The sequence below is a fragment of the Hwanghaeella sp. LZ110 genome, from assembly GCF_048892525.1.
GTDB lineage: Bacteria > Pseudomonadota > Alphaproteobacteria > UBA8366 > Aestuariispiraceae > Pacificispira.
Genome location: NZ_JBLZHT010000001.1, coordinates 658,579 through 684,806 on the forward strand (window position 1 = coordinate 658,579; position 26,228 = coordinate 684,806).

Sequence of the window (26,228 nt, forward strand, 5' to 3'; positions counted from 1 at the left end):
TCTAGAAAATCTCGAAATATTCGCGCTGTTCCCAATCGGTGACTTCTGCAAAGAATCGGGCCAGTTCCGCTTTTTTCAAGGTGACCAGATAATCGACAAAGGCATCGCCCCAGGCTTTACGATAGAAGGCGCTGCCGCTGAAAGCATCAATGGCTTCCAATATCGTGCGGGGCAGCAAGACACCTTCGGCATAGGGGGCTTCGGTCGGGGGTGGCGGTTCGGCCTGGCGCGTCATGCCGTCCATACCGCACAGGACTTGAGACGCCATGCACAGATAGGGGTTGGCGGCGGGTTCCGGTGCGCGATTCTCAATCCGGGTTGCAGACTCTCCTGGGGAACCGACAACCCGCAGCATCGCGCCCTTGTTATCCATGCCCCATAAAATGCGATCTGGCGCCAGGACGAAGGGTCGATAGCGCTTGTAACCATTGATTGTCGGGGTGGTCAGCAGGCAGCTTGCGGCCGCGTGGTCCAGCAATCCGGCCAGGAAATTCTTGCACAATGGGGATAAGGGCTCATGCGCATCGACAAAGGCGGGTTTGCCCGTGTCGCGATGGATCAGGGACTGATGCACATGCCAGCCATTGGAGAATACTTCTGGCAAGGCCGGGCGGCACATGAAGGTCGCGTGATAGCCGATGCGGCGCAGGGCCTGCTTGATGGCGCTGCGGAACAGCACGGTACAGTCAGCCGTCTTCATCGTATCCTGGGGGTGGAACGTCGCCTCAACCTGGCTGGGGCCGAATTCCACTTCCAGACTGCGCAGGGGCAGGGACAGGCCTTCACAGACGGTTCGGATGGTCTCGAAAACCGGTTCCAGTTCATCTGCCTGACTTTCGGTCAGGTATTGATAGCCGCGCGTGACCAGCGATGTTTCAACGGGGGCCGGTGGATGGCCCGCATCCTGGTAGGCAAGCTTCTTATTCTCCAATTTCAGGACCGTGAATTCCAGTTCCAACCCTGTGCGATGCTCATAGCCGGCCTCTGCCAGCAGCCTTAAGGCATTGCGCAGGCGTGAGCGGGTACAGAATGGCATGGCCGTTCCGTCCTTCAGCGCCAGGTCACATAACAGCCACCCGGTCTTTTCCGCCCAGGGCAGAATTTGAAACGTGTCGGGGTCGGGCATCATCAAGATGTCGCCGGCCCCCTTCAGGCCGGGCAAGTCATAGCCGCCTTCTTTGGTCCATACCGGAAAGACGGTGCGGTGGGATGTGTCCTTCAGCAGCAGGGTGGATGTCATGGCACAACCGTTTTCCAAGGCGTCTTTAAGCCCTGAAACAGGGATGGTCTTGCCCCGCAACAATCCATGCTGATCGGCGAAGGACAGCCGGACACTTTCGACCCCGGCGGAGGAAACGCGATCAAGGATATCCTGAATCCGGGTGCGCCGGTCCGATGGACCGACGGTTTCAAATGAAAGCTTCATGTTTGACCCTATTCCGCAGCAACGCTGTCAGTGCCGAAATACCAGGGAGCAGCCTCGCGCCGTTTTTGCTCGCTGGCAAGCCATGCGCTGCGCCAGGTGTCATGCGGGGCCAATGTATCGATGGCGATTGGCCCCTTGATAGCGCCAGGGCCGCCCGGTGTATCCAGGATTGGTAGCGTTCCTTCACCTTTTGCGACGGTTTTGATCGCCCGCAGCAACAGACGGCGATAGGCGGCGATTGCCACATCGGTCTGGCCCAGATGTTCCTTGGTCCGGTCCTGAATGGGGCCGGGCGATTCGACGGCCCATTGATCATGGACATTGATATCATCGCCCATGCCGGTATAGGTGCGCATCTTTTGCTCTACCGGGTCATAGCCATAACCATTCTGCTTGCCGACCTTCGGGATATAATCCGGCATGATATACAGGGCTTCACGTTGTTGGCGCATTTTGGCCTTGTCCACGGCATTCCCGAAACTGGTAAAGATCGCATACCAATAGCAGTTTTCATCATCTATCGGCACATGCCATTGGGTGATGGTCATTTCGTTGGACATCGGGATGGTAATCGCCTGGGGGAAGACCTGATTGGTGACGCGGACATGCATCGCCTGTCCATCCAGATCCCGCAGCGCCATGATGCGCAGGCCGTAATCGGTCGTTTCCACATCAATCTTTGGGCGCGGGAAATCACGCAGAATGCGGGTCATCGGGATATCAGTATCCCCGACATAATCGCGGAACTGTTTGCCATAGGCATCTGCCGGGTCGTCGTCTTCCAGATACCGATGCAGGAAGGACGCATGGGCCGGGTCGATCCCCACTTCCAGCGCCTGCAGCCAATTGCTTTCGATCAGGCCTTTAAAGGCAAAGGTGTGGCTGTCGGGTGCGGTGAAGCAATCCAGTTCGGGAAAGGCTGGAGGCTCGCCCGTGCCCAGATAGCCAAACAGGATGCCGTTGCGCACCGCGACCGGATAGGCCGTGGTCTTGATGCGGCTGGCCAGTTGGCTTTCCTCTGGCTCCGCAGGGGTTTCCAGACATTGGCCATCCGTATCAAATTTCCAGCCATGGAAGGGACAGCGAATGCCGCCATCTTCTAACCGCCCATAGCATAAATCTGCCCCGCGATGGGGGCAGTGGCGATCGATCAGCCCATAGGTTCCGTCTTCGTTGCGAAAGGCGACCAGCTTTTCCCCCAGCAGAGTGACCGGGCGGACCGGGCGTGGCCCGTCGAATTCATCGACCAGTGCGACTGGCTGCCAATAACGACGCAGCACGGCCCCGGCCTCTGTCCCTGCGCCAATTTCGGTCAGTTTCCGGTTCATCTCTGCACTGATCATCTCATCCTCCAATTTGTTCGAATATCGAACATTTGTTCGATATATAGTATGCCAAAAGAATCTATGGGCGTAAACTGTTTCATTTTCTGGGTTCCTGACCGGGGCAGGCCTAATCTGTCGGAAGGAAACGCGCTATTTCAGGAGACCCTTTTCATGGGCAAATCACGTCGCACGCAGGTTTGCATTGTCGGCAGTGGTCCGGCGGGCCTGCTGTTGTCACAGTTGCTTCACCGACAGGGTATCGAGTCGGTAATACTGGAGCGAAAAGATCGCGCCTATGTCGAAGGCCGCATTCGCGCCGGTGTTCTGGAACAGGGCACGGTTGATTTGCTGCGGGAGGCTGGAGTTGCGGACAGGCTGGACCGGGAAGGGTTGGTTCATGACGGATTTGAAATTGCAGGCAATGGGCGACGCCACCGCATTGCGCTGGATGAATTGACCAATGGCAAGGTTGTCACGGTCTATGGTCAGACAGAGGTCACGAAGGATTTGATCGCAGCCCGCCTGGCGGCTGGGGGGGAGATCGTCTTCGAAGCGGCGGATGTAACGCCGCATGCTTTCGATGGTTCAAAGCCGTTTGTGACGTATTCCCACCAGGGACAAAAACATCGGTTGGACTGCGACTTTATTGCTGGCTGTGATGGCTTTCACGGGGTGTGCCGACAGTCCCTGCCACAGAATGCAATCCGCACATTTGAACGGACCTATCCTTTTGCCTGGTTGGGGATATTGGCCAAGGCGGCGCCGGCGGCGGATGAATTGATCTATGCTCACCATGACCGGGGCTTTGCCTTGTGCAGCATGCGTTCGGAATCGATTTCCCGCCATTATGTGCAATGCAGCCCGAATGAGGATCTGTCGAAATGGCCGGATGCCCGTATCTGGGATGAATTGCGCCATCGCATAGGCGATACAGATGGGCACCACATCAATGAAGGTCCCCTATTGGATAAAAGCATCACCCCCATGCGCAGCTTTGTCGCCGAACCGATGCGCCATGGATCGCTGTTTCTGGCTGGGGATGCTGCCCATATCGTGCCGCCCACCGGCGCGAAAGGGCTGAACCTAGCGGTATCAGATATTTATTACCTGTACCGCGCCCTGGTCCAGTTTTACAAACAGAGCATGTCTGATCTGTTGGATCGATATTCTGATCAAGCCCTGGCCCGGGTATGGAAGGCAGAGCGATTCTCCTGGTGGATGACCAGCCTGTTACACAAGTTCCCGAATGAGGCTGGCTATGATCGCGCCTTTGAAAATCGCATGCAGGAGGCGGAAATCGCCTATCTTATGTCTTCGCGCGCGGCCCAGACCGTCGTTGCGGAGAATTACGTGGGCCTGCCCTTTTAGGAGGGGCAGACAGAGATTTCAGGCTGCCTTATGAAAGCGCTTGTGCGCCTCTATTGGCCCATCCACGCGGTAGACGTGATATCGATCCGCATCCATTCCTTCGGGCAAAGGAACCTTGGTCGCGCCAGGGAGGGAGAGCGGCTGATCGCTGAGTATCTGTGCACCTTCGGCCAGTAACGGAATGATGGCGGGGCTAAGATGATTCTTTGCGAAATCACGGCTAGCCTGACTGTCGCCGGTTCCCAAATCTGCATGAATCAGCACAGCTCTGGCCCTTAGTGTTTTCTGTGCGCGGTGCAACCCGTCGATCACATCTCCTAGAAACAAGTGGTCATCCTCTGGAACGCAATCCGGATGGGCCTGAACTTCCCGTTCAAACACATAGATGTCGCGGTTTGGCAGAATATGCCGCAAATGATCGTAGGTCCGGCCATTGCCAAGACCCAGTTCCAGAACAACCCCCTCCAAGGACTGGATGTCTGACGCTGCCTGATCCAATAACCGCCGCTGCGCCTGCAACCGCCGGATAGCCGAGTCTAAACGTGACATGAGAATTCCCATTAAAGTGTGCATCGCACCATAGCGATACAAAACTCATGTAGGGCCAAACCGGCACATTCCAACCCCACCTCACGAGGAGGTGAGAACCAGGGTGCATAAATTTGTTAAAGCAATTTATAGTGATGTTCAGGGGGTGATCTATGAACAATGAAACGGAACTTTCCAATTTCAAACCTGAATCTGAGCACAGTTTTAGTCCTCAGCAACAGATGGGAATTCTGGTAAGAGGTTTGAAAAAAATCTTGCCAAAAATCTCAGTTAAAACTGTTAAAATCCCTAGGTTTCAGAATGTATTCCTGACAGTTGGGTTTGATGGCCCGCCAGAGGTTATCATTGGTTTTAGGAAAGGGTTTGATAATGAAAATCAAAAGTCACTCTTTTCTTCTATTGAGGGACTACCCGTATGCCTTTTGAATGATGTTGCAAGACTACCAAATGGTGAAGTCTTTGTTACGGGCTCAATCAATATTGAGGGTGATATTTTTACGGAGTTCGAGGAACCTATTGCAGAGTTTGCACGTTTAATTCTGAGTGTATCCCCATCTTCGATACCTTTGCGTCGTCCGTGGCACGAAAGTGAAGATATATTACAGTCATCCGATTGGGACTTTCCCCCCGAATTCAGGGAGGCCCTGCGGGACGCCAATATTCAGATTGTGCCGCGAACAAGACGCCCTGATGCAGAAACGCAAGATTGGTTCTGGTCCGGGTCAGCCTTGATCCTGCCGCATCCCAATCGTGACGTGAAGGTGCCGCCTGCTCAATTATTGCTGGCGAAAGAAGGGCTTTCTGAGGGGGTCAGGGAACGTTTCAGGGCCGCCTTCATGACGCATAAGCGCTGGTATCTGTTGGTCGATTATGCGCTTAGCGAAAAGGATCAAGTCTCGCCCTATCTCATGGTGGGGTATGGCTATAGCGCCGAGGATAAGGCGACAGTCGCCACGTTCACACAGTCTGTTCATGCGCATCTGCCGCAGTATTTCGGGGATGGGCCAGCACGGGATGTTCAAGTGAATGATCTGGCTCCTACCCATGACGCGCCAAGTCATAATCCCAAGCTGGGTTTTCCTGAAATTGCGAAGGAACTGTGCAGCACCATTGAGTCTGTGCGCCGGGATGCCTTAAAGAAAGGGGTAGATGCCAACATCACGATAGGCCTGTTTGGTCCCTGGGGGTCGGGCAAATCAACCCTTATGGGGGCCTTGGAAAAGGCACTGCTGAGCGTAGAATCTGACAAAGCCTGCTATGTCATCATTCCAGTGAATGCCTGGAAATGGGATGGGTCCAAGAGTTTGCATGCCCATATGCTTGACACGCTTCGCAATGTGATGGGCAAGGAATTGGAAGAGGCGGCACGCAGGAAAAAGCAGGGCTTTGATCGCCTCTATTGGGGAACAATGGCATTCATCAAGAATGTGGTCCTGCCGTTGGTCCCGCTTGTCTTGATATCAGGATCCCTGCTTTATGTGCTGATCGCATCAGGCGCTTGGGCGTGGTTTCATGGCTTTGTATCACGATCCACGGAAACGGTAGACATTACAGCCCCTGGTTTTTCTGCCCAAATTGGGGCTGGTGTCACGTTATTTGTTGGCGCTATCACCAGCGTATTTCGCGACAGCCTTCGAAGCTGGATCAATGGCCTGTTTCAAAGTCGCGTCGTAAAGGTCAGCGATCAGCAGCGCCTGGCACAGACTTATGCGGATATCAGTGAAATCGGGAAGCAAACTGGGCACACCCTGGCGTTTTTTATTGATGATCTGGATCGATGCACGCCGGACCGTGTAGCTGAATTTGTTGAGTCCATTCATAACCTGACCACGGCGGGATGTGTCACGGTAGTTGCTTGCGATGAAGAATTCGTTTCTGCCGCGCTGAACGCGAAATATGAGAGAATCGTTGCCCATCATCCAGATGGCATTGGGTTTGGCCGCAGTTTCCTGGAAAAAATCGTGCAGGTTGGATTTCGAATGCCAGCCTTGACAGAAAAGGGTGTGCAAGAGGCGGGGCTGATCCGGGGGGACATCGATGATCCGGTCCTTGATGCGCAACTGGACGAGAACGGAATTTTGCTACAGTCAGGATCCTTAGGGTCCATGGGAAATAATGGTGACAAACCTGATGAGATGGTGCTGAGAAAATCAGGCGTGGAAGAAAATATAGCTGAGCCAGCCGAAGAAGATGTTGGCGTTGAATTGCGCCCTCAGATTAATGAGCGTCTTGCCAGCGAAACCCTGGATATCATGATTCGGGATTTTGTTCAGCCGATGGGTATGAACATGCGCCGCATCAAATCATTGCGCAACACAGTTGGATTGTACCTGCGAATAGCGGCTGCGCGCGGCGATATTCCGACTGAAGACCCGGCAAAGGCAACACGGTTGGCAGCGTATCTGGTCGCTGATTTGGTGGATCGGGTGTGGTTGGACGCCTATCGCCTTGAGCAACTGGAAAGTTATCGCGCGCGTCCTGGTCTGGGTGACTTGTCTGGGCGCCAATCCCTTCAGGATAAACTGGCCAGTGCGCTTGGTTCCCCAGATGCATTGGACGACCTATATCGTTTGCTTGGTCGGCAGCCACGAGGGCTGCCGACGTCAAGTGATCATCAGTCCAAGCCCTAAGCCCCTGCCGGGGTCAGTTTGCGGTTGTCTTCGATGGGGAGATGGACGATGGCGGCGGCAAAGCCCAGGATCGCGCTGGCGATCCACATGGCGTCGTAGTTGCCGAACATCTCATAGAATTCCCCCGCCATGACCAAACCCGTGAAGCTGCCGACCTGATGGCTGAAGAAGACGATGCCAAACAGCATGCCGACATTGTTCGGACCGTGCAGCTTGGCAACTGTCATGCTGGTCAGCGGCACAGTGGACAGCCACAACAAACCAATGACGGCACTGAACACCAGCAGCACGGTTTCAGTTACGGGAACGATCAACAGGCCCATCGCGGCCACACCGCGCAAAGCATATATGATCGACAGCGGGTATTTTGGGCGAAATGTGCCGCTGATCTGGCCCGCCGTAATTGTGCCGATGATATTGAACGCACCGATCAGCGCCAGCCCAGCCGTCCCAGCGGCGGCGGATAGGCCACAGACCAGGGCGAAATTCGGTAAATGAACAGCGATGAAGGCCAAATGGAAGCCACAGACAAAGAATCCCGCGATCAAGAGCTGGAAGCTGCGATCAGTCATGGCGCGTCCAAGAACGGCTTTCAGATTTTCACCGGGCTGTGCGGCGATAAAGGCCCGCTGCGTGGCAGTAGGCCTGGTTTCGCGGCGAATGACTAAGGCAAGTGCCGACGCAGCCAGGCAGACAGCCGCCATCGCCAGAAATGCATCAATCAATCCGAAACTTTGCAGAAATAACTGACTGACGGGGGAGAAGACCAATTGTCCAAAGCTGCCCCCCGCCGTTGCGATGCCCAGATACAGACCACGGCGTTTGTCCGACGCCGTGCGCCCGATGGCACCCAACAGAACAGGAAAGCCAACGGCGGCCTGTGCAACGCCCAGGATCAGACCGGCAGACATCCCAAAGACCCAAAAGTTTTCCGCCATTGCAGTCATTGCTAGGCCGCCAGCGTACAGAACTGCGCCAAAGAACACGACGGGTGCTGCCCCAAATCGATCTGACAAACGACCGGCAAACGGCTGTGCCGCACCCCACATCAGATTCTGAACCGCCAGGACCAGCGACAGGGAGGCGATGGTAAAACCGGTTTCTGCCGGCATGCTGGGCAGGAAAACGCCAAACGAAATTCTCGCGCCAAAGCCAACGGCCAGAATCAGGAAGCCTGCGAATAGAACCAGGGCGGCGTTGCGTTCCGATGTCATATCGATCACTCCAGAATAGATTAGGCGCTCTTCATAGACGTGAAGACGGGCTTCGTCTTGCGAAATCGCTGCAAGAGCTTTTCGCCTGGATATCACGGATCAGCTTTATGGGGCTGTCCAAAAGCAAAACCGCCCGGCAGAGACCTGCCGGGCGGCGTAACATTATTCAGATGATGCGGGATCAGTTCCGCATGATGCTGAGGATGTTCAGGATGTGAATGAACAGCGTAACGAAGCTGCCATACAGCGCCAAGGCACCGAACAGGGCGAACTTGGTCACCTGATCATCACCCAGATTTTCGTGGTACATGTTCTTGATCATCTGGGTTTCATAGGCGGTAACCCCGGCAAAAATAACCACGACAGCAAACGAAATCAGCAGGGCAAAGCCCGTGGAGGCCAGGAACATATTCACGACCATGGCAATCACCAGGCCGATCATCGCCATCATGAAGAATGTTGCGAACCCGCTGAGGTTCTTTTTGGTGGTGTAGCCAAACAGGCTGACACCCGCAAACATGCCAGAGGTGATGAAGAACGCCCGCGCGACATCCATCGACCCTTCGGTTGATTGCAGGAAATAGGCCACCATGGGGGAAATCATCACGCCCCAGAGCGCGCAATAGACCCAGTAGAAGGCGTGTGCAGCCGCAGTGGATTTCATTGAGATAATGCGGTGGGAGAAGAAGCCCATACCAATCAAGGCCGCAAACAGAACCCATTTCATGGGCCCAACGGCGATGGTGACCATGATTTCAGGATTTTGCGCCAATGCGAAGACCAGCACGCCTGTGAAGGCGACGCCCAGCGCCATGTAATTATAGACGCGCAGCATATAGGACCGCAGGCCAGCGTCGATTTCCGCCTGACTGACGCTACCAGTCTGTGATGCATAACGATTCGGATTGAGAGCCATGGCTCATTGCCCCTTTAGTAGTCACCCCCGTGAAACTCTCCAGCCGCGCCCGGTCGTGGCCGGTATGGGGAGGGTGATGCCCATGCCGGTCACCGAAGCGCGATTTTCTTAACTCATATGGACATTCTTATACACTGTTTCAACAGTAAGATGTGCCAAAAATTTCATCTTTTTGGCTTATTCATTTCGCATCAGGGGGGCCGCTTTCTTGCCCAGGGCGGACCATGTTCCGACAAAGCCCATAGACACGGTTGCGATCAGGGCGACCACCACTGTCAGGGCAGCGGCTTCGGGCACAAAGATCCATTCTGCCTGCATCACAAATTCAATCACAACATAGGCTGCGATGCCCCCAACCACACCGGCAATCACCGCTGTCATAAGCCCTAACAGGCCAAATTCCAGCAAATAGGCGATCAGGATATCCCGGCGGGTCGCCCCCAATACCTTCAGCACGACGGATTCATAAATCCGCCGATTGTGCCCTGCGGCCACGGCACCCGCCAGAACCAGAATACCGGCCAGTATGGCGATGCCAGCGATGGCGGTCACAGCCGTCCCCAGGTCTTTCAGAATTTTATCGACGCCTTCCAGGACTTCCTTGACCCGGATGGCTGACACATTGGGGAATTGGTCGGTCAGTTCCTGTTCCAGGGCGACTTCGCGATCCGCAGGCAAATAGGCGGTGGCGATATACATCTGCGGGGCGCTTTCAATTACACCGGGGGAAAAGATCATGACGAAATTGATCCCCAGAGTGGTCCAGTCGATATCCCGAAGGTTTGAGATTTCTGCCTCAATCTCCCGGCCCAGGACATTAACCGTAATTTTATCACCGATCTTGAGATTCAGCAGTTCGGCGGCTTCTGCATCAAAGCTGACCAGGGTCCGGCTGGCATCGGAATAGTCTTCCGGCCACCAGTCACCTTCGACGATTTCGCTTCCTTGGATTGGGGGCGTGCGCGACCATGTGATGCCGCGATCCCCCCTCAGAATCCACGCGACCTCTGACGGGGGTTCAATCTGTTCCACAGGAACCCCGGCTAAGGCGGTTATACGCCCGCGCAGCATGGGGACCGTGTCATATCGATCCAATCCATTGAAATTGTCCAGATCTGTGCGGAAATCATCAATCTGATCCGGCTGAATATCGATGAAATAGAATCCTGGCGCTTCCCCCCGGAAGGTTTCGGAAACCTGTTTGGACAGATTCCCTTCGATCATCGCAACGGCGATCAGGACGGTCAGGCCCAGGCCCAACGAAACGACAACACTGGCTGTCGGCGCGCCGGGTCGATGCAGATTTGCGACCGCCAAAGCGATGCGGATATTGCGCGCGCGTGGCAAACGCCTGGCCAAGGTCATTGCCCCACTGGCTGCGGCGCGAAAGGCCAACAGGGTGCCAACCGCCCCACCACAGAAAGCCAGGGCGACAAGGGGTTGATCTGCGGTCAATACCGCCAAACCAACCAGAGCGATGGCGCAAAGTGACAGGGCTATGGCCATTCTGGGGCCGGGTCGTCCCATTACCGGATTCAGCAGGTCGCGAAACAGCGTCGCGGCGGGCAAGTTGCTTGCCTTTGCCAGTGGCCACAATGCGAAAACCAATGTTGTCAGCAATCCGAATGCCGCCGCCAGGATCAGGGGGAAGGGGTAAAGACCCATTCGCGCCTCGACCGGCAATCGGTCGGCCAGCAAGGGGATGATCAATGCAGGGCCCGCACCGCCAATAATCAAACCAGCGATGATGCCAACAATCGCCAATGCGCCGACCTGCAGCATGTAAATGGAAAAGATCGTGCTGCTGGAAGCCCCCAGACATTTCAGCGTCGCGATTGTCGCGGTCCGCTGGTTCAGGAAGGCCCGTACCGCATTGCCGACACCGACGCCGCCGACCAGCAATGCGGTCAGCCCCACCAGCGTCAGGAACAGCCCAACGCGGTCAACGAAACGTTGAATATTGGGCGCGGCATCATCCAGGGCTCGAACGCGCCAGCCAGCCCCTGGGAAGGTAGTGTTCAGTTGCTCCGTCCAGGCGGCGACATCGGTGCCCGGTGCCAGGGCGATGCGATAATGGTATCGGATCAGGCTGCCCGGCTGTTCCAATTGGGTCTCTGCCAGGGCAGCGCGCGGAATGAAGACGCGGGGGCCCAGGTCGAATGCTTGGGTTCCTTTATCCGGTTCTGACAGGAAGGTGCCACGCAGATCAAATGTTGCCTCCCCGATTTTCAGTCTATCGCCCCGGGATAGCCCCATTCGCTCAACCAGTTGCGGCGCGGCGATCAGGCCCCATGCCCCATCGCGCTTGTCCAGTTCATTTAGCGAAACGCCGTCTTCCAGAACCAGCTTGCCGTATAGAGGATAGGCTTCATCGACGGTTTTTAACTCGATCAGATGTCGGTCCGTCCCATCAGCGCGAATGGCCATGGCGCGCATTTCCACGACCTGGGAAATCTGTTCTGAATTGGCACGCAGCCATTCCAGTTCGTTCGGGGCGGCGGCGACATGGGTCAGGCGCAGATCGATATCCCCGCCCAACAGAACGCGGCCATCAGCTTTCAGCCCAGCCTCGATAGCAGAAGCCAGGGACCCAACGCCTGCAATGGCGGCAACACCAAGCGCCAGGCAGGCGACAAAGACGCGGAACCCTTTCAGGCCGCCGCGCAATTCGCGTCGTGCGATGCGTGCAGAAACCATCTTATTCTGCCGCCTTCAATGCGGCGTCTTTGACCAGGCGTCCGTCGCGCATCTCAACGGTTCGGTCACAGGCCTGCGCCAGATCCGCGTCATGGGTGATCAGCATCAGGGTCGTTTTATGATCGCGCGCCAGATTGAACATCAGATCGATGATTTGTTGTCCTGTGTCGGCGTCCAGATTGCCTGTCGGCTCGTCGGCCAGGATCAATTTAGGGCTGCCGATAAAAGCACGCGCCAGGGCGACACGCTGTTGTTCCCCGCCCGATAGCTGGCCAGGATAATGACTCAGCCGGTGTGACAGGCCGACCTGTTCCAAAACCTCGGCGGCACGCTCATAGGCGTCGCGTCGCCCGGCCAGTTCCAGGGGGATTGCGACATTTTCGACCGCTGTCATGGTGGGTACCAAATGGAAGCTTTGAAACACAATTCCCAGATTGTCGCGGCGAAATTCTGCCAGACCATCTTCGCTCAAGCCACGGAAATCCTGGTCGCCAATTCGGACGCTGCCCGAAGTTGCCTGTTCCAACCCGGCCACGATCATCAGCATGGATGTCTTGCCGGACCCCGATGGTCCCACAACACTGACCGTCTCTCCACGCCCAACCGACAAATCAATGCCGCGCAAGATGTTGACCTCGCCCGCTAAAGACCCAAGTGTTAGGTGGACATCGCGCAGATCAATCATCGGCGATGCTCCGTTTTGGTTTTCTTCAGTTTCAGCGCGGGATGTCATGAAGTCTCTTTCTTGCAATAGAGTGCGTTTCAGCGTTTCAAGGCTATATGGCTCGTTGCGCTGCACAATCAATGGTTTGCTGATCGCAATGTCCTTAGTTTTTGGGACATTGGGAATTGGGCAAGCCTCAGCGGAAACAACCATTTTGGCGCTGGGCGACAGCCTGACGGCAGGATATGGCCTGTCCAAGGCGGAAAGTTTCCCCAACAAATTACAGGCTGCGCTGAATCAAGCCGGTCACGACGTTCGGGTCGTTAATGGCGGAGTATCGGGCGATACTTCGAAAGGCGGGTTGAGCCGTGTTGATTGGCTGTTTGCTGATAAGCCGGACCTGATGATCCTGGAATTGGGCGCTAATGATGGATTACGCGGATTGCCGCCTTCTGAGACCCGGAAAAATCTGGCGGCTATTATTGAGAAAGCTCAGGCAGCCGGGGTCAAGGTTCTTCTGACCGGAATGATGGCACCGCCAAATCTGGGGCGGGAATACAGCGACGAATTCAATGCGGTCTTCCCAGACCTGGCGGCAGAATATGATACTTTGTTTTATCCCTTCTTTCTGGATGGAGTTGCCGCCGATGCCAGCTTGAATCAGGGGGATGGCATGCATCCGACAGGGGCGGGGGTGGACGTGATCGTGACCCGTATTCTGCCCATTGTTGAAAAGGCCCTGTCCGATTTAAGCCAAAAGGGCGCATCGTGACGGCGGGTGCAGACTTCTTATCAGCACAAGGGACCGGACAAACCTGGAAGGAGGCATTGGACTCCCTGTTACCGGTATTGCGGGGGGCGAATTCCGATCACCAGTTGGGCCTGATATACATGACGCCCCACTATGCGACGCATTCCGCAGAAATAGAGGCTGCGCTGGGTCAGGCCACGGGTGTTCCCCATTGGGTGGGAACTGTTGGCTACGGGACGATTGGGACGGATGCGGCGACTGGAGATTTTGCAGAAAATTTCGGCACCCCCAGCCTGTCGGTCATGCTGTGTCCGTTCCAGAATGATGGCTTTCGGGTCTTTTCTGGCCTGCGGGGTGAAAGTGACCGGATCAGCGCGCAATTCAGTGATTGGCTGTCTTCTGACGTGCCGCCGGTCATTCTGGCCCATGGCGATCCTGGGAATGGGTTATTGGGTGGCCTGATGGATGATATCGTCCAGGAGACGGATGGCTTCCTGATCGGGGGATTGAGCGCCGCTCAGGGTCCAGGCTCCCAAATCGCAGATGGCCCGGACGGGCAGGGCCTCAGCGGGGCCTTGCTGTCGCTGGAACATATCCCGCTGCAAACAGCATTAAGCCAGGGATGCAGCCCGATTGGCCCCGCTCACACTGTCACCAATGCTCAGGACCATGTGATTCTGGAATTGAATGGCCGTCCCGCGCTGGAGGTCTTCAAGGAGGATATTGGTGAAATTCTGGCGCGGGATCTTAATCGGTGCGCGGGATACATTTTCGCCGCCTTGCCGGTGGAAGGGTCCGATTTGGGTGATTATACCGTGCGCAATCTGGTGGCCATAGATCCGCATCAAGGGGCCGTGGCAATTGCGGCGCATCTTAATCCGGGCGATCGGGTGATGTTCTGTCGGCGCGATCCAACCACCGCCGTTTCCGATATGCGTCGCATGCTGTCGGAACTGAAATCCCGGACTGGCAAGCAACCCATTCGGGGTGGAGTTTATGTGTCCTGCGCGGCACGTGGCCCCAACCAGTTCAGTGATCCCAGTCAGGAAACACAATTGATTGCGGAGGCCTTAGGGACCTTTCCTATCACGGGCTTTTTCGCTAATGGTGAATTCTGCCGGGATCGCCTTTATGCCTATACGGGCGTGTTAACACTGTTTCTATAACGGGGCGTGTGCCCTGAAATCCATTAAAGGGGACCTGATCTAACATGCGTTACAATAAGCTTGGCCATACTGATTTGGATGTCAGCGTTGTCTGCTTGGGCACAATGACCTGGGGGCAACAGAATACCGAGGCTGAAGGCCATGAACAGATGGATTATGCCCTGGATCAGGGGGTTAACTTATGGGATACGGCGGAGCTTTATTCAGTTCCGCCCAGCGCAGAGACCTATGGTCGGACCGAAGAAATCATCGGCACCTGGTTTGAAAAGACGGGCCGCCGGTCCGAAGTCATCCTGGCCAGCAAGATCGCCGGTCGCGCCAATCGACTGCCCTGGATGCGCCCGCACTTGCATGACGGGGAAACCCGCCTGGACCGTCAATCGATCCTGGAAGCCTGTGACGCCAGTCTGAAGCGGCTGAAGACCGACTATATCGATGTCTATCAACTGCATTGGCCGGAACGGGAAACCACGACATTCGGCACGATGAATTACACGCATGTGCCGGAAAAAGATGGTGTCGCCCTGGAAGAAACCCTGCGCGCCCTGGAAGAATTGGTTACTGCGGGGAAGGTTCGTCATATCGCCGTTTCCAATGAGACCCCCTGGGGCGTGATGGAATTTCTGCGCATGGCGGAGACGATGAACCTGCCGCGAATCGTTTCCGTGCAGAATGCCTATAATCTGTTGAAACGGGATTATGAATTCGGACTGGCAGAAGTTTCCTGCCGCACCGGGGTCGGGATGCTGGCCTATTCGCCCCTGGCAATGGGCACTTTGTCGGGTAAGTATCTGGACGGTGCCTGGCCGGAAGGGGCGCGCCTGACCCTGTTTGGTAAGTATTTCGGGCGTTACCTTTCGCCTCGCGCCGTCGAAGAAACGGCGAAATATGTGGCCGTTGCGCGCAAACATGGCCTGGATCCGGCCCAGATGGCCAATACGTTTGTAAACACCCGTGAATTCACCACCGCCAACATTATCGGCGCCCGCACGATGGATCAGTTAAAGGCCGCAATCGCCACCGGGGACATGAAATTGTCGGAAGATGTACTTTCCGACATAGAAACCATTCACAAAGCCACGCCAATCGGGTATTAAGGGGGTAGGGGTCGATTTTGGCCCCAGATATAGTGGAGGCGCGCCATGATTAGGCTTTTCGTCGCCCTGCCCATCCCAGACCATATTCGGGATGCGCTGACCGGGTTACAGAACGGGCTCCCTGGGGCTCGTTGGACCGATCCGGATAACTTCCACCTCACTTTGCGGTTTATCGGAGAGATCGATTACGGCGCTGCCGAAGATCTCGCCCATGACCTGATGCGCATTGATGCACCGGCGTTCGACGTCACGCTGGACCAGCTCAACTGGTTCGGCAACAAGCGTCGACCCAGTGCCCTAATCGCCCAGGCCCGCAAGGATGAGGGGCTGATGCACCTGCAAAGGAAGGTCGAATCCGCCGCCGTGCGCTGCGGGTTCAAGCCTGAAAGCCGCAAGTTCCTGCCCCATGTGACGCTGGCCCGCCTGAAAACGACCAGCATCCAGGAGGCGGAACGCTTCGTTGCGGAACGGCGCTTGCCGCTGGATCGCAGCTTCGAGGCGGACCGCTTCGTGCTGTATTCCAGCTTCCTGGCCCATACAGGCTCGATCTATACCGAAGAAGCCGACTACTACCTCCGCTGGGCCGCCTACGCCGCTGCGGAATAGCACCCCGGCGCGCCCCGCAAGTTTGTCTCTCGGCGGGCTGATGCGTCTGCATTGTTGGATGCTGGACTATAGTCGCCAGATGCTTGAGCCTTTATCGGGTAGGCTCGCGGGACAACTGATCAAGAAATCTTTTGGAATGCGCAGGGGGACTAGTCCCGCCGACTCCGACTGCCGGCGACAGGAACAAGCTTTTCACACCAAAGGCTCTCAATGACAAACCAGCCCACCCCTCCCCATTGCTGGGGCTGGTAACAAAGGCGCTGGGTGTTTCTCCCGCTCAGGCTGCGGCCTTTGACCAAACCACCCCCATTCGAGCGCAGGTGGAGAAACTGACTGTAGAGAATAATGAGGGTATCTCAGATGAGCGAAAGGAGGCCCCATTTGTTCAGTATGCGCACACAAATAAAATTCCAAAAGACGCGAATGGCCAGCCTGCGTTTCTATGGTCTGCTCCATTCGGTTGGGTAAGAAATCCATCCTGTCAATTGGATCCAAACCAAACTCTTCCCCCGATCATGCCGCCCTTCCCCGCTATCCCGCCTGCGGGCCTGGATGCGCCTGAAACCTACCCAGATAGTTCACGGGCTCATGACGATCAAAACTCAAGTGACTCCGGTCGTCCTGATCAATCCGATGTCTTAGGGCCTAACAACCCATCCCCTTTTCCTGATCAGTCCGATGAAGTACCGCAGATTACATTACTTCCCAGTAAACCTCTGCCTGGAACCTATGTGAAACCCGGCGGTGCCGGCGGTCATATTATTCATGGAGGAAGAACACCTTTTGCCAAAGGCTTTAGAGGCTTTGATGTCGATAGGGAGGGAATGACCCAAGAACCGAATATCTCGCTGACTGAGGGACAGAGACGCGCTTATGATAACTATTTAAAAGGCGAGGGAGGACGTCTTATGGAAGAGCGGAAAATTCGCGAGAACCTCAAAATTGCCCCGTCTCAGAGTTTTTTATGGACTCAGATCAAGAAAAATCCAATGAAAGATGGAAAATATACTAATGGTCTCAAAGGCAAAGACTCCCGCTACTATGAATGGGATTATGGTCATAGTGAAATAGAAGTTTATTCTAAAAGTGGCCGTCATCTTGGGGCGATTGATGGTGTCACTGGGGAATGGACCGACAGGGCAGATACGATCAAAGATGGTAAAGTTTCAGAAAATGAGATTGAAACGGGGAAAACAACTTCAGGATCAGCATGAGGCGCTGCAGGCGGCGGCGTCGGACCCCGAAGTGTGCCTTATGTATGACCCTGGGACGCGGAATTATGGCATCTATATTGTGAATCAGGCTATTTGGAAGGAGTTTTATTCCCACGGCACGAACAATGAGTTTTTTAGGAGTTATACGGCCAGGATTGATTATTGCCCCTGGTCAGGACGCGTCTTGCCTGGGAATCTGAAGCATGCCCGGTCCAAGGTTTTGAAAGAGGAATATGGTATCTACCTTCCTTATTGGGGGAATCCAAAACTCGTTGACTTGCCGGATGGCTTTTATGGATCAGAGGAATGGTGGGTAACCCGCCAAATAGACCGCCGCCGCCGCCCGAAGGTTCATCGTCCTCATGTTCCTGAAGGATACTACATGGTGCGGTATCATTTTTTGCTAAAAGATCCAAAGGGAACTGGTAAATATCGGTCCAGGGAAAAGCCTGCCCATCTGTGTCGCAATTTATCAGATGCTATGGAAGATATCAGGGTGATGATCTGCTACATCCCTTGGACTCGGGAATATGGCATTCGGCGTCTGGCGGTGGATCGACTAAAGGATGAACACCCCGTCCGAATGGTGAAGATTGATTTTTGCCCCTGGTGCGGGGAAAAACTGCCCGACAGCCTGAAACAAGAATGGCAGCGCCAAATCGCCATCGCTGGGCACAGTCCCAATGATGAAGACCTGCCCGGCAAATTCCTGACCGACACCTGGTGGAAAGAGGCGGGGCTTTAAGGTGCCCTAAATTGGCGCGGTTGCTGATTCCAGCCAGGCTTTCTCTGCCCCTTCCAATTGCGGGGCGATTTCTGCGAAGACGCGGGCGTGATAGGCATTTAGCCAGGTGCGCTCGTCTTCTGACAGCAGGGATGCATCGATCAGCCTGCGGTCGATGGGGGCCAGCGTGATGGTCTCAAATTCCAGCAGGGCGCGTTCTGCGCCAGCGGGGGGCGTGTCGACTTCTTTCACCACGACCAGATTTTCAATACGGATGCCGTATTCACCGGCTTTGTAATAGCCGGGCTCGTTCGACAGGATCATGCCGGGCTTCAAGGCGACGGCGTTATGGGCCTTGGCGATGCGTTGCGGGCCTTCATGCACATTCAAATAGCTGCCAACGCCATGGCCGGTGCCGTGGTCGAAATCCAGCCCCGCCTGCCATAGGGGCAATCGTGCAAGTGGGTCTAACTGACTGCCCGTCACGCCAACAGGAAAGCGGGCAGTGGCAATCGCGATATGGCCTTTCAGGACCAGCGTGAAGCGGTGGATCATCTCCGCCGTTGGGGTGCCAATCGCCATGGTGCGGGTGACATCGGTGGTGCCATCCAGATACTGCGCGCCACTGTCGACCAACAGTAATTGACCGGTCTCAATGGCCTTATTGGTGCGGGGGCCAGCGCGATAATGGATCACCGCGCCGTTAGAGCCAGCGCCTGCAATCGTGTCGAAGCTCAGACCCCGGAAGTTCTCTCCCTTTTCGCGAATGCTGCGCAGGTGGTCGATGGCTTCCAACTCAGTCAACCCGCCCTTCTGCGCTGTTTCAGCGATCCAGTGCAGGAATTTCGACAGGGCCGCGCCATCGCGCTTATGGGCGCTGCGGGTACCCTCAATCTCAACAGCATTCTTGCAGGATTTCGGCATCAGGCAGGGATCGGGGGCCTCCACGATCCTGGCACCATATTGCTGCAGGCGATCAAAGATCAGGCAGGGGGCCGTGGCAGGATCGGCCTGCACAGTTTTGCCCTGGCGACCCAGTTCGGCCAATGCATCAGCATAGTCGCTTTCCGGGCGCAGGGAGACGGCATTGCCCAGCGAGGCGCGGACAGACGGCGTTAATTTGCGCTCGTCAATGAACCAATCGACCGCACCGTCCTGATGTAACAGCGCGAAGCTGAGCGGTAGGGGACAGTTTGGCACATCGCCGCCCCGCATATTCAACAGCCAGGCGATGGAGTCGGTCGCGGTGATTGCGGCGGCGTCGATGCTCTTTTTGGCCAAGGCGGCACCCAGGCGCGCGCGTTTATCCTCTGATGCCTCGCCCGCGAACTCCAGGGTTTGCGGCACAACAGGGGTTAAGGGGGCGGCGGGTTGATCCTGCCAAACCGTATCGACGGGGTTCGGCTCAACCCGCACAAGGCTGGCCCCCGCACGCTGGGCCGCTAAATTCAGGTGGCCTGCGCCATGTTGTGTGTGCAGCCAGGGATCGAATCCAATTTTGTCCCCGGCTTTGAAATTCTCCGCGATCCAGTCAGTTGCCGGGGCTTCAATCATATGCTGGGGTGTAAACAGGCTGGTATCGACCTGATCGAGAACCTGCAACGTATAGCGGCCATCAATGAAGATTGCCGCCTTGTCCAGGCCGACTACAACAGTCCCGGCCGACCCGGCAAAGCCCGTCAGCCACAGCACCCGTTCCGCCTTTTGCGCAATATATTCGCCCTGATATTCATCGGTTCGGGGAATGACCAACCCATCCAATCCCTGTTTGCGCATTTCAACGCGCAGGGCGTCCAAGCGTTCCTTTGGCGCTGGCCCATCGGTAAAGGGGCTGCCCAGCCCGTCCATGTAAGCACGACCAGCCTGGGCCAATTGGGCGCGCACAGCCGTGGTCGCATTTGGGGCAATCAAATCCGTCCAGCGGTCTTGAGAGTCTGGCGGGGCGGCGGCGGCACCGCGCAACAGCGCTTCTATTTCTGCTTCATCCCGTATGATATCTGCGTCCTGGAGTATTTTCTGTAGATCAAAAAGAGTGGCCGATGTCATAGAAGCGGATCCTGGTGTTTGGGGAACTATACTTAGAATAAGCTATGAAGGCCGTGGGCCATTTGCAAGCGACAGTACCTTGTAAATATCGCACCAGTCACTTTATGAATAGCAAGAGTCGGCAGATACGCGCCGCGGCAATGAGCAATAGCTATGCACCTGTAACATAGCGGGGGTGCATATTGTTCACCTTTTAAGAAGCCTCGGTTCGGGCCATATCCTTGGTATAGAGGATGCGCCGCTGACCTCCTCCCCCAAACCCCAAGCGGCGTATCTACCAGGTGCATAAACCTTTTAGGTGGTTGCCCTGGATGCCTTTAAACAGGCATGCGCCCCGTCTCTCCCCTCCCCCTGAGACGGGGCGCTCTTGTATTAAGACAATGGCGTTGTTCTTATTGCCACTTGTTTGTCGACGATGCGTTTCCTTCAACAGGGCTTATCGTCCGCTTGTCCTTCTCGTAACTATACAGTTCTGGTGATGATGGAGAGGCCCGATGACGTTACAGGAAACTATACCCGCCGTTTTTGTGTCCCACGGCCCACCGACCCTTCCATTCGAAGACATTCCGGCACGGGAATTCTTGTCGTGCATGGCCAAGGATTTGCCTCGGCCGAAGGCGATCCTGGCGGTTTCTGCGCATTGGGAAACCGCTGAACCATCGGTCACGACTCGGCCTGACCAGACAGTTTTGCATGATTTCTATGGGTTCCCGGATGCCCTGTATCAAATGCGGTATGACGCGCCCGGATCTCCCGATCTGGCCCGGCAGGTTCAAGATGTGCTTTCAAATGCAGGTTTCCCCACCCATGGCGATTCAGAACGGGGGTTGGATCATGGGGCATGGACGCCGTTGACCCTGATTTATCCGGAGGCGGATATTCCGGTCATTCAATTGTCCATCCAGACAGACCTTGGGGCGGCGCATCATCTGGCGCTGGGCAGGGCGTTGGCTCCGTTACGCGACGAGGGAATTCTGATCCTCGCCTCGGGTAATATCACCCATAACCTGCGGGCCTGGGCGCGCCTGCGTCAGTTGGGGCAGGATGGAGTGCCTGATTGGGTTACAACCTTTCAGGACTGGGTCTATGACAAGGTAACAGCCGCTGATATCCCGGCCCTATTGGATTTCATGCAGGCCCCGATGGGGCGCGAAAACCATCCGACACCAGAACATTTCCTGCCCTTCTTTGTCGCCCTGGGGGCTGGTATGGCGGGCGGGCATCCTGCTGTTCAAGGGCGCAGATTGCATCACAGCATATGCTATAATGTTCTTGCCATGGATGCATATGCGTTCGGGTAAGACCGCAGGTTATCGATTGTTTTTAGTGATCCACGGATTGACGAAATAGAACTGGTCAGAATCCAAATCAATCCCGGTTTGTACATTTTCCAGCAGGACACGGGTGACAGTGCCCTGCTGATCAACCACAGTCCATTGCACCAGACTCAACGGTTGTTCTGAGAATGTGAAGGTCAGTGACCCTGCATCGGGCGCATCCTTCTGGGCAACTGTGATATGCAGGAAACCCTTATCTTTGGCGGCATCCAGAACTGTAAGCTCTTCACCAAGTTTCATTGGCTGGCGCAACAGCATGGAGGCCGGGGTCAGCCCCAGAGGAATGTGGCTCGCCTCTTTCAAATCTTCATCGACGAAAATGTAGAATGTGCCATCTGCGATAATCTTGAACGGCAGGGGGGCATCATAATCGATGCGCATCTTGCCGGGACGGTCCATCATGACATCGCCCTGATACACAGTTCCATCCATGTTGAATTGGCGGAATCGCGCCTTTAGCGTATTGATTTTGTCAAAATAGCTTTCGATCTCTGACAGCAGAATTTTCTGCTCGACGGAGCCCATTTGGTGTTGTTCTGGCCGTTCAATCGCGGCGTTGGGATCGACGGCCTGGGTTTCCGCCTTCACTTGACCGGACAGACCAAGCCCCGCCACCAGAATCAGCGCGGCCAATAGGCCGCGGCTTCGGCGGTGCGATGCAGTGTATTTAAGATTACCGGGAATGATCACCAACCAAGACTTCACGCTTTCCAACATGGTTCGCCGCACTGACGACCCCTTCCTTTTCCATGCGCTCAACGATCCTGGCGGCACGATTATACCCGATTTGTAAATGACGTTGGACAAAGCTGGTAGAGCATTTGCCTTCCCGTGCAATCAGGGCAACCGCCTGGTCATACAGCGCGTTTTCACCACCGTCGTCACCACCGCTGCCCCCGGAAAGAGAGCTTGCGCCGCTGACATCGGTATCGAATCCCCCTGACATATCGTCTTCATCGGTCACACTTTCAACATAGGCCGGCACACCTTGTGCTTTTAAGAACTGACAGACGGCCTCAACCTCGGTGTCATCGACGAAAGGACCATGGACGCGGGTGATGCGCCCACCGCCTGCCATATGCAGCATATCGCCCTTGCCCAGCAATTGTTCCGCGCCCTGTTCGCCCAGAATTGTGCGGCTGTCAATTTTCGAGGTGACCTGAAATGAAATCCGTGTCGGGAAGTTCGCCTTGATCGTCCCCGTGATAACATCGACGGAGGGGCGTTGGGTTGCCATGATCAGGTGGATCCCCGCCGCACGCGCCATCTGGGCCAGGCGCTGGATGGATGCCTCAATATCCTTGCCCGCGACAAGCATCAGATCCGCCATTTCGTCGACCAATACGACGATATAGGGCAGGGGGGTCAGGTCCAGCGGCTCTTCTTCAAAAATCGGCTTATGGGTCTCGGAATCAAATCCGGTCTGTACGCGCCTTGTGATGACCTCACCCTTGCGATCCGCCTCGGCAACGCGCTTGTTGTATCCTTCGATATTGCGCACGCCCAGCTTGGACATGGAACGATAGCGGTCTTCCATTTCACGCACCGCCCATTTCAAGGCGACAACGGCTTTCTTCGGGTCGGTCACCACCGGGGCCAGAAGATGCGGAATGTTATCATAGACGGATAATTCCAACATCTTGGGGTCGATCATAATAAAGCGGCATTGATCGGGCGTCAGCTTATACAGCAGGGACAGGATCATTGTGTTCATGCCCACGGATTTCCCGGACCCGGTGGTCCCGGCGATCAGCAGGTGGGGCATGGTTGCCAGATCAACAACTTCCGGCGTGCCGCCAATATCCTTCCCCAAAATCAAGGGCAATTTCGCCTTTGACTTATCATATGTGTCGGATGCGACCAGTTCCCGATAGCCCACCATTTCCCGGCGCGCATTGGGGAGTTCGATCCCGATAACGCTGCGCCCTGGAACGGTTGCGATGCGCACGGAAATTGCGGACATGGATCGTGCGATATCATCACTAAGACCAATCACGCGGCTGGTTTTGGTTCCAGGCGCGGGCTCCAACTCATACAGGGTGACGACGGGGCCGGGGCGTACTTTGGTAATTTCTCCTTTGACGCCGAAATCTTCCAGCACCCCTTCCAGCATGCGGGCATTCTGTTCCAATCCTTCAGAATTCTTGGATTGTGCCTCTGAATCAGGGTGGCGGTCGACCAGAATATCCAACGGAGGCAGGTGGAATTCCCCATCCTGCGGCGGCAGGGCCAGTTTGATCTGACGCTCTTCTGTGGCGCGTTTGGATGGTTTTGGGCTTTCCGGTGTTTCAACCCGATCTTCTCGCTGGGCGCGGGGAGCAGAAGGTGCGGCGCGCGGCGGCGTTGCGCGCTTTATCGCCGGGGCCAGGGTTGGCTCTACGCGGCCATCGCCCCGCCGCAGAACCAGTTCTTTCAGGGCAGGGGCAAGTTGGTCGGCATTACGCAGCGCGCCGGCACCCCGCCTGGCACCGGCCCAGGATTTCACAATGACCGTGCGCCATTCTGATAACGTGATGCCAAATCCATACAAGGCGATAGTCACAGCCGGAACCGCAGCCGCCAGCCCGATCCAGGACAGGTCAATGCCAACCAACAGGGGTCTTATTCCAGAGAGGATAACATCCCCCAGTATTCCGCCCAATCCGGCCCCCAAAGGCCAGGCGTCATAGCGGGGAAGCGTTGCCAGTGCCAGGGCGGTCAAGGCCGCCAGGGCCGGGGTCAGGGCCAGTCGGATCCAGGCGCGCGGTAGCACGCGATCCATAACCAGCCGCCATCCCCAGCCGGCCAGAAGCGGGAATCCCAGGAAGCTGGCTAAGCCCAGGCTTTGCAGCGCGACATCGGCAATGCTTGCACCGGGATACCCCAACAGATTGCTGACTGGCTGGCTGGTGGCATTATTCGGCGATGGGTCTGCAGGGCTATAGGAGACAAGCGCCGTCAACAGCGCGAAGGCAAGAATGATCAGCCCGATGCCAAGGCATTCAATGCCTCGCTTCTTCAGGTAATCAGTTGCCCCATCTGGAAGAAAGGCTGCTTTTTCCTGTGTCTTTGCCACCATCTCTTACTCTCTCTGTGTCGTCGTCAATTGATCGAGTTATGTGTGCTTAAAACTTGTGCAATGCGCCCCATGGCGTCTTCAACCGTTTTCGGATCATGAACCAGCGCAATGCGGATATAGTCATCCCCTGGGCTTTTTCCGGTATTCGGGTCGGTTTGGGACATGTATCGCCCTGGCATAACCTTGATTCCGGCATGCTGCCACAGCAGGCGCGTCGCCGTTTCTCCGTCACCGACTGTGGCTTTCGTGTTCAGCCACAGGAAAACCCCTGCTTCCGGTCGATGAAAACCGGGGAGCCGCCCCAGATGATAGTCGGCAATTTCGACCAAATTGAGGTAATGGGCGCGATTTGCGGTCACATGGGTTTCATCCTGCCATAGGGCCTCTCCCGCCGCCATCAGGGGGCCTGGCACCTGCGCGCCGCCATAACTGCGCAGCATCAGCAGGGGCTCGATTAAGGCGGGGTCCCCAGCAACGAATCCCACCCGCAAGCCGGGAGAACCAGAGCGTTTGGACAGGGAATTGAAGACCAGCAGATTATCGGGCGATCCCCCCAAATCCTGGGCCGCGTCAAAGCCGCCAGCCGGTGGAGCATCAAACCAGATTTCCGAATAACATTCATCGACTGCCAGCACGAAGTCATGCTTTCGGGCCAGGGCCAGCATTTCTGTCAATGCTGCCCGGGTTGCAACTGCACCCGTTGGATTGCCAGGCGTGCAAAAGAAACAGATGGCTGCGCGATCCAATACTTCCAGCGGCAGTGCCGCATAATTCGGGACGAAATCATTTTCGGCCACTGTATCAACCAGGATCGGTTCCGCGCCGCCGACAATCGCGCCCCCGAAATAGACATGATACATCGGATTGGGGACCAGTACAGTTGGCGTGATGCTGGTATCGCCCAGCCGGTCCCGCTTACGCAGGATCGCCATCAGGGTTGCCTGAAACAACCCTTCGCGTGATCCGCACAGGGCAGAAATCTGTGCTGCTGCATTGATCGCGTTTGCCTGTAATCCGTATCGACGTTCCAGCCAGCGCGCAACGGCCTCCCGATATCCAGGCGATCCGGCGGGGGGGGGATATTTGCCAAACAGTGCCGCTGTTTGTGTAACCGTTTGGGCAACGATGGCAGGTACGGCGGCCTGTGGTTCGCCCACTTGCATGAATACAGGGGGGTAACCCGGCGCCAGGCCGGTCAGCAATTCGTCGATGCGACGAAATGGAAAATTCTTCAATTGATCAAGCCGATGCCCGGCCATATCGCGATCCGTATTGCTGTTTGTGCCGCAAGGTCTTCTGGCGCTCGCTTAGGACCTCACTCTTCTAGCCCTAGAAGCAATATGCGCGCCAATCCGTGTATAGGGTACCATATACTAGATATTGAGGAAAATAACAGCGCTTGTTCGCAGCTAGCTGCAAAGCAAAAAAAAGGCCCCCGAA

20 protein-coding genes are annotated in these 26,228 nt (G+C 55.9%); 9 read left to right on the forward strand and 11 right to left on the reverse strand.

Going from position 1 to position 26,228, the window contains the following annotated elements:
- Position 1: 1 nt before the first annotated feature.
- Positions 2 to 1,426: a glutamine synthetase family protein gene (locus ACOSDM_RS02875; RefSeq protein ID WP_420722970.1), complete on the reverse strand. Its 1,425-nt coding sequence runs from the start codon at positions 1,424 to 1,426 to the stop codon at positions 2 to 4.
- Positions 1,427 to 1,434: 8 nt separating this feature from the next.
- Positions 1,435 to 2,769 (reverse strand): Rieske 2Fe-2S domain-containing protein, encoded by a 1,335-nt coding sequence (locus ACOSDM_RS02880; RefSeq protein WP_420722971.1) that lies wholly within the window; start codon positions 2,767 to 2,769, stop codon positions 1,435 to 1,437.
- Between the two features lie 153 nt (positions 2,770 to 2,922).
- On the opposite strand from ACOSDM_RS02880, the gene pobA reads away from it, so the two are divergent.
- Positions 2,923 to 4,119: a 4-hydroxybenzoate 3-monooxygenase gene (gene pobA, locus ACOSDM_RS02885; protein WP_420722972.1), complete on the forward strand. Its 1,197-nt coding sequence runs from the start codon at positions 2,923 to 2,925 to the stop codon at positions 4,117 to 4,119.
- A gap of 18 nt (positions 4,120 to 4,137) precedes the next feature.
- On the opposite strand, the gene ACOSDM_RS02890 is transcribed toward pobA, so the two are convergent.
- Positions 4,138 to 4,668, reverse strand: a complete 531-nt coding sequence (locus ACOSDM_RS02890) for a class I SAM-dependent methyltransferase (RefSeq protein WP_420722973.1) — start codon at positions 4,666 to 4,668, stop codon at positions 4,138 to 4,140.
- 668 nt (positions 4,669 to 5,336) lie between these two features.
- Between ACOSDM_RS02890 and ACOSDM_RS02895 the strand changes: the two genes are divergently transcribed.
- The gene (locus ACOSDM_RS02895; protein WP_420722974.1) at positions 5,337 to 7,298 is read left to right on the forward strand and encodes a KAP family P-loop NTPase fold protein; all 1,962 of its coding nucleotides are present in this window, start codon (positions 5,337 to 5,339) and stop codon (positions 7,296 to 7,298) included.
- Here the strand turns inward: ACOSDM_RS02895 and ACOSDM_RS02900 are convergent.
- The 4 genes from ACOSDM_RS02900 to ACOSDM_RS02915 form a co-directional block, all read right to left on the reverse strand.
- Entirely contained in the window at positions 7,295 to 8,512 is a 1,218-nt protein-coding gene (locus ACOSDM_RS02900) for an MFS transporter (RefSeq protein WP_420722975.1), read from the reverse strand. The two genes, ACOSDM_RS02895 and ACOSDM_RS02900, sit on opposite strands and share 4 nt — an antisense overlap.
- A gap of 181 nt (positions 8,513 to 8,693) precedes the next feature.
- Positions 8,694 to 9,428 carry a Bax inhibitor-1 family protein gene (locus ACOSDM_RS02905; RefSeq protein WP_420722976.1) on the reverse strand — a complete coding sequence of 245 codons (735 nt, stop codon included), beginning with the start codon at positions 9,426 to 9,428 and terminating at the stop codon, positions 8,694 to 8,696.
- Positions 9,429 to 9,605: 177 nt separating this feature from the next.
- Positions 9,606 to 12,125, reverse strand: a complete 2,520-nt coding sequence (locus ACOSDM_RS02910) for an ABC transporter permease (RefSeq protein WP_420722977.1) — start codon at positions 12,123 to 12,125, stop codon at positions 9,606 to 9,608.
- A gap of 1 nt (position 12,126) precedes the next feature.
- A complete protein-coding gene (locus ACOSDM_RS02915; protein WP_420722978.1) occupies positions 12,127 to 12,858 on the reverse strand; it encodes an ABC transporter ATP-binding protein in 732 nt (243 codons plus the stop codon).
- A gap of 88 nt (positions 12,859 to 12,946) precedes the next feature.
- Between ACOSDM_RS02915 and ACOSDM_RS02920 the strand changes: the two genes are divergently transcribed.
- The 6 genes from ACOSDM_RS02920 to ACOSDM_RS02945 all read left to right on the forward strand — a co-directional run bounded on the left by ACOSDM_RS02920 (position 12,947) and on the right by ACOSDM_RS02945 (position 18,368).
- Complete coding sequence (locus ACOSDM_RS02920) at positions 12,947 to 13,561, forward strand: arylesterase (RefSeq protein ID WP_420722979.1); 615 nt, start codon at positions 12,947 to 12,949, stop codon at positions 13,559 to 13,561.
- Positions 13,558 to 14,706: an FIST signal transduction protein gene (locus tag ACOSDM_RS02925; RefSeq protein ID WP_420722980.1), complete on the forward strand. Its 1,149-nt coding sequence runs from the start codon at positions 13,558 to 13,560 to the stop codon at positions 14,704 to 14,706. The genes ACOSDM_RS02920 and ACOSDM_RS02925 overlap by 4 nt, the downstream gene beginning before the upstream one ends.
- Before the next feature lie 44 nt (positions 14,707 to 14,750).
- Complete coding sequence (locus ACOSDM_RS02930) at positions 14,751 to 15,803, forward strand: NADP(H)-dependent aldo-keto reductase (protein ID WP_420722981.1); 1,053 nt, start codon at positions 14,751 to 14,753, stop codon at positions 15,801 to 15,803.
- 45 nt (positions 15,804 to 15,848) lie between these two features.
- Positions 15,849 to 16,409 carry an RNA 2',3'-cyclic phosphodiesterase gene (thpR, locus tag ACOSDM_RS02935; RefSeq protein WP_420722982.1) on the forward strand — a complete coding sequence of 187 codons (561 nt, stop codon included), beginning with the start codon at positions 15,849 to 15,851 and terminating at the stop codon, positions 16,407 to 16,409.
- A gap of 236 nt (positions 16,410 to 16,645) precedes the next feature.
- Complete coding sequence (locus tag ACOSDM_RS02940) at positions 16,646 to 17,623, forward strand: colicin E3/pyocin S6 family cytotoxin (RefSeq protein ID WP_420722983.1); 978 nt, start codon at positions 16,646 to 16,648, stop codon at positions 17,621 to 17,623.
- Positions 17,624 to 17,807: 184 nt separating this feature from the next.
- On the forward strand, positions 17,808 to 18,368 hold the full coding sequence (locus ACOSDM_RS02945; RefSeq protein WP_420722984.1) for a DUF6980 family protein: 561 nt from the start codon (positions 17,808 to 17,810) through the stop codon (positions 18,366 to 18,368).
- A gap of 6 nt (positions 18,369 to 18,374) precedes the next feature.
- On the opposite strand, the gene ACOSDM_RS02950 is transcribed toward ACOSDM_RS02945, so the two are convergent.
- The gene (locus ACOSDM_RS02950; protein WP_420722985.1) at positions 18,375 to 20,393 is read right to left on the reverse strand and encodes an aminopeptidase P family protein; all 2,019 of its coding nucleotides are present in this window, start codon (positions 20,391 to 20,393) and stop codon (positions 18,375 to 18,377) included.
- A gap of 494 nt (positions 20,394 to 20,887) precedes the next feature.
- Here ACOSDM_RS02950 and ACOSDM_RS02955 point away from each other — a divergent pair, with 494 nt between their 5' ends.
- Positions 20,888 to 21,694, forward strand: a complete 807-nt coding sequence (locus tag ACOSDM_RS02955; protein ID WP_420722986.1) for a DODA-type extradiol aromatic ring-opening family dioxygenase — start codon at positions 20,888 to 20,890, stop codon at positions 21,692 to 21,694.
- A gap of 9 nt (positions 21,695 to 21,703) precedes the next feature.
- Here the strand turns inward: ACOSDM_RS02955 and ACOSDM_RS02960 are convergent, their stop codons facing one another.
- Genes ACOSDM_RS02960 through ACOSDM_RS02970 form a run of 3 tightly spaced genes read right to left on the reverse strand, consistent with a single transcriptional unit; the run spans position 21,704 to position 26,047 of the window.
- Complete coding sequence (locus ACOSDM_RS02960) at positions 21,704 to 22,459, reverse strand: LolA family protein (protein WP_420722987.1); 756 nt, start codon at positions 22,457 to 22,459, stop codon at positions 21,704 to 21,706.
- Complete coding sequence (locus ACOSDM_RS02965; protein ID WP_420722988.1) at positions 22,404 to 24,788, reverse strand: DNA translocase FtsK; 2,385 nt, start codon at positions 24,786 to 24,788, stop codon at positions 22,404 to 22,406. Before ACOSDM_RS02965 ends, ACOSDM_RS02960 begins: the two co-directional genes overlap by 56 nt.
- A 23-nt stretch (positions 24,789 to 24,811) precedes the next feature.
- Positions 24,812 to 26,047 (reverse strand): aminotransferase class I/II-fold pyridoxal phosphate-dependent enzyme, encoded by a 1,236-nt coding sequence (locus ACOSDM_RS02970; RefSeq protein ID WP_420722989.1) that lies wholly within the window; start codon positions 26,045 to 26,047, stop codon positions 24,812 to 24,814.
- Positions 26,048 to 26,228: the final 181 nt, after the last annotated feature.

What these genes read in the sequence shown, in the direction of transcription:
- ACOSDM_RS02905 (WP_420722976.1), bottom strand. Translation starts at nt 9,428, where the DNA reads ATGGCTCTCAATCCGAATCGTTATGCATCACAGACTGGTAGCGTCAGT.
- ACOSDM_RS02910 (WP_420722977.1), bottom strand. Translation starts at nt 12,125, where the DNA reads ATGGTTTCTGCACGCATCGCACGACGCGAATTGCGCGGCGGCCTGAAA.
- ACOSDM_RS02955 (WP_420722986.1), top strand. Translation starts at nt 20,888, where the DNA reads ATGACGTTACAGGAAACTATACCCGCCGTTTTTGTGTCCCACGGCCCA.
- ACOSDM_RS02875 (WP_420722970.1), bottom strand. Translation starts at nt 1,426, where the DNA reads ATGAAGCTTTCATTTGAAACCGTCGGTCCATCGGACCGGCGCACCCGG.
- ACOSDM_RS02890 (WP_420722973.1), bottom strand. Translation starts at nt 4,668, where the DNA reads ATGTCACGTTTAGACTCGGCTATCCGGCGGTTGCAGGCGCAGCGGCGG.
- ACOSDM_RS02950 (WP_420722985.1), bottom strand. Translation starts at nt 20,393, where the DNA reads ATGACATCGGCCACTCTTTTTGATCTACAGAAAATACTCCAGGACGCA.
- ACOSDM_RS02965 (WP_420722988.1), bottom strand. Translation starts at nt 24,788, where the DNA reads ATGGTGGCAAAGACACAGGAAAAAGCAGCCTTTCTTCCAGATGGGGCA.
- ACOSDM_RS02915 (WP_420722978.1), bottom strand. Translation starts at nt 12,858, where the DNA reads ATGACATCCCGCGCTGAAACTGAAGAAAACCAAAACGGAGCATCGCCG.
- pobA (WP_420722972.1), top strand. Translation starts at nt 2,923, where the DNA reads ATGGGCAAATCACGTCGCACGCAGGTTTGCATTGTCGGCAGTGGTCCG.
- ACOSDM_RS02880 (WP_420722971.1), bottom strand. Translation starts at nt 2,769, where the DNA reads ATGATCAGTGCAGAGATGAACCGGAAACTGACCGAAATTGGCGCAGGG.
- ACOSDM_RS02930 (WP_420722981.1), top strand. Translation starts at nt 14,751, where the DNA reads ATGCGTTACAATAAGCTTGGCCATACTGATTTGGATGTCAGCGTTGTC.
- ACOSDM_RS02900 (WP_420722975.1), bottom strand. Translation starts at nt 8,512, where the DNA reads ATGACATCGGAACGCAACGCCGCCCTGGTTCTATTCGCAGGCTTCCTG.
- ACOSDM_RS02920 (WP_420722979.1), top strand. Translation starts at nt 12,947, where the DNA reads ATGTCCTTAGTTTTTGGGACATTGGGAATTGGGCAAGCCTCAGCGGAA.
- thpR (WP_420722982.1), top strand. Translation starts at nt 15,849, where the DNA reads ATGATTAGGCTTTTCGTCGCCCTGCCCATCCCAGACCATATTCGGGAT.
- ACOSDM_RS02970 (WP_420722989.1), bottom strand. Translation starts at nt 26,047, where the DNA reads ATGGCCGGGCATCGGCTTGATCAATTGAAGAATTTTCCATTTCGTCGC.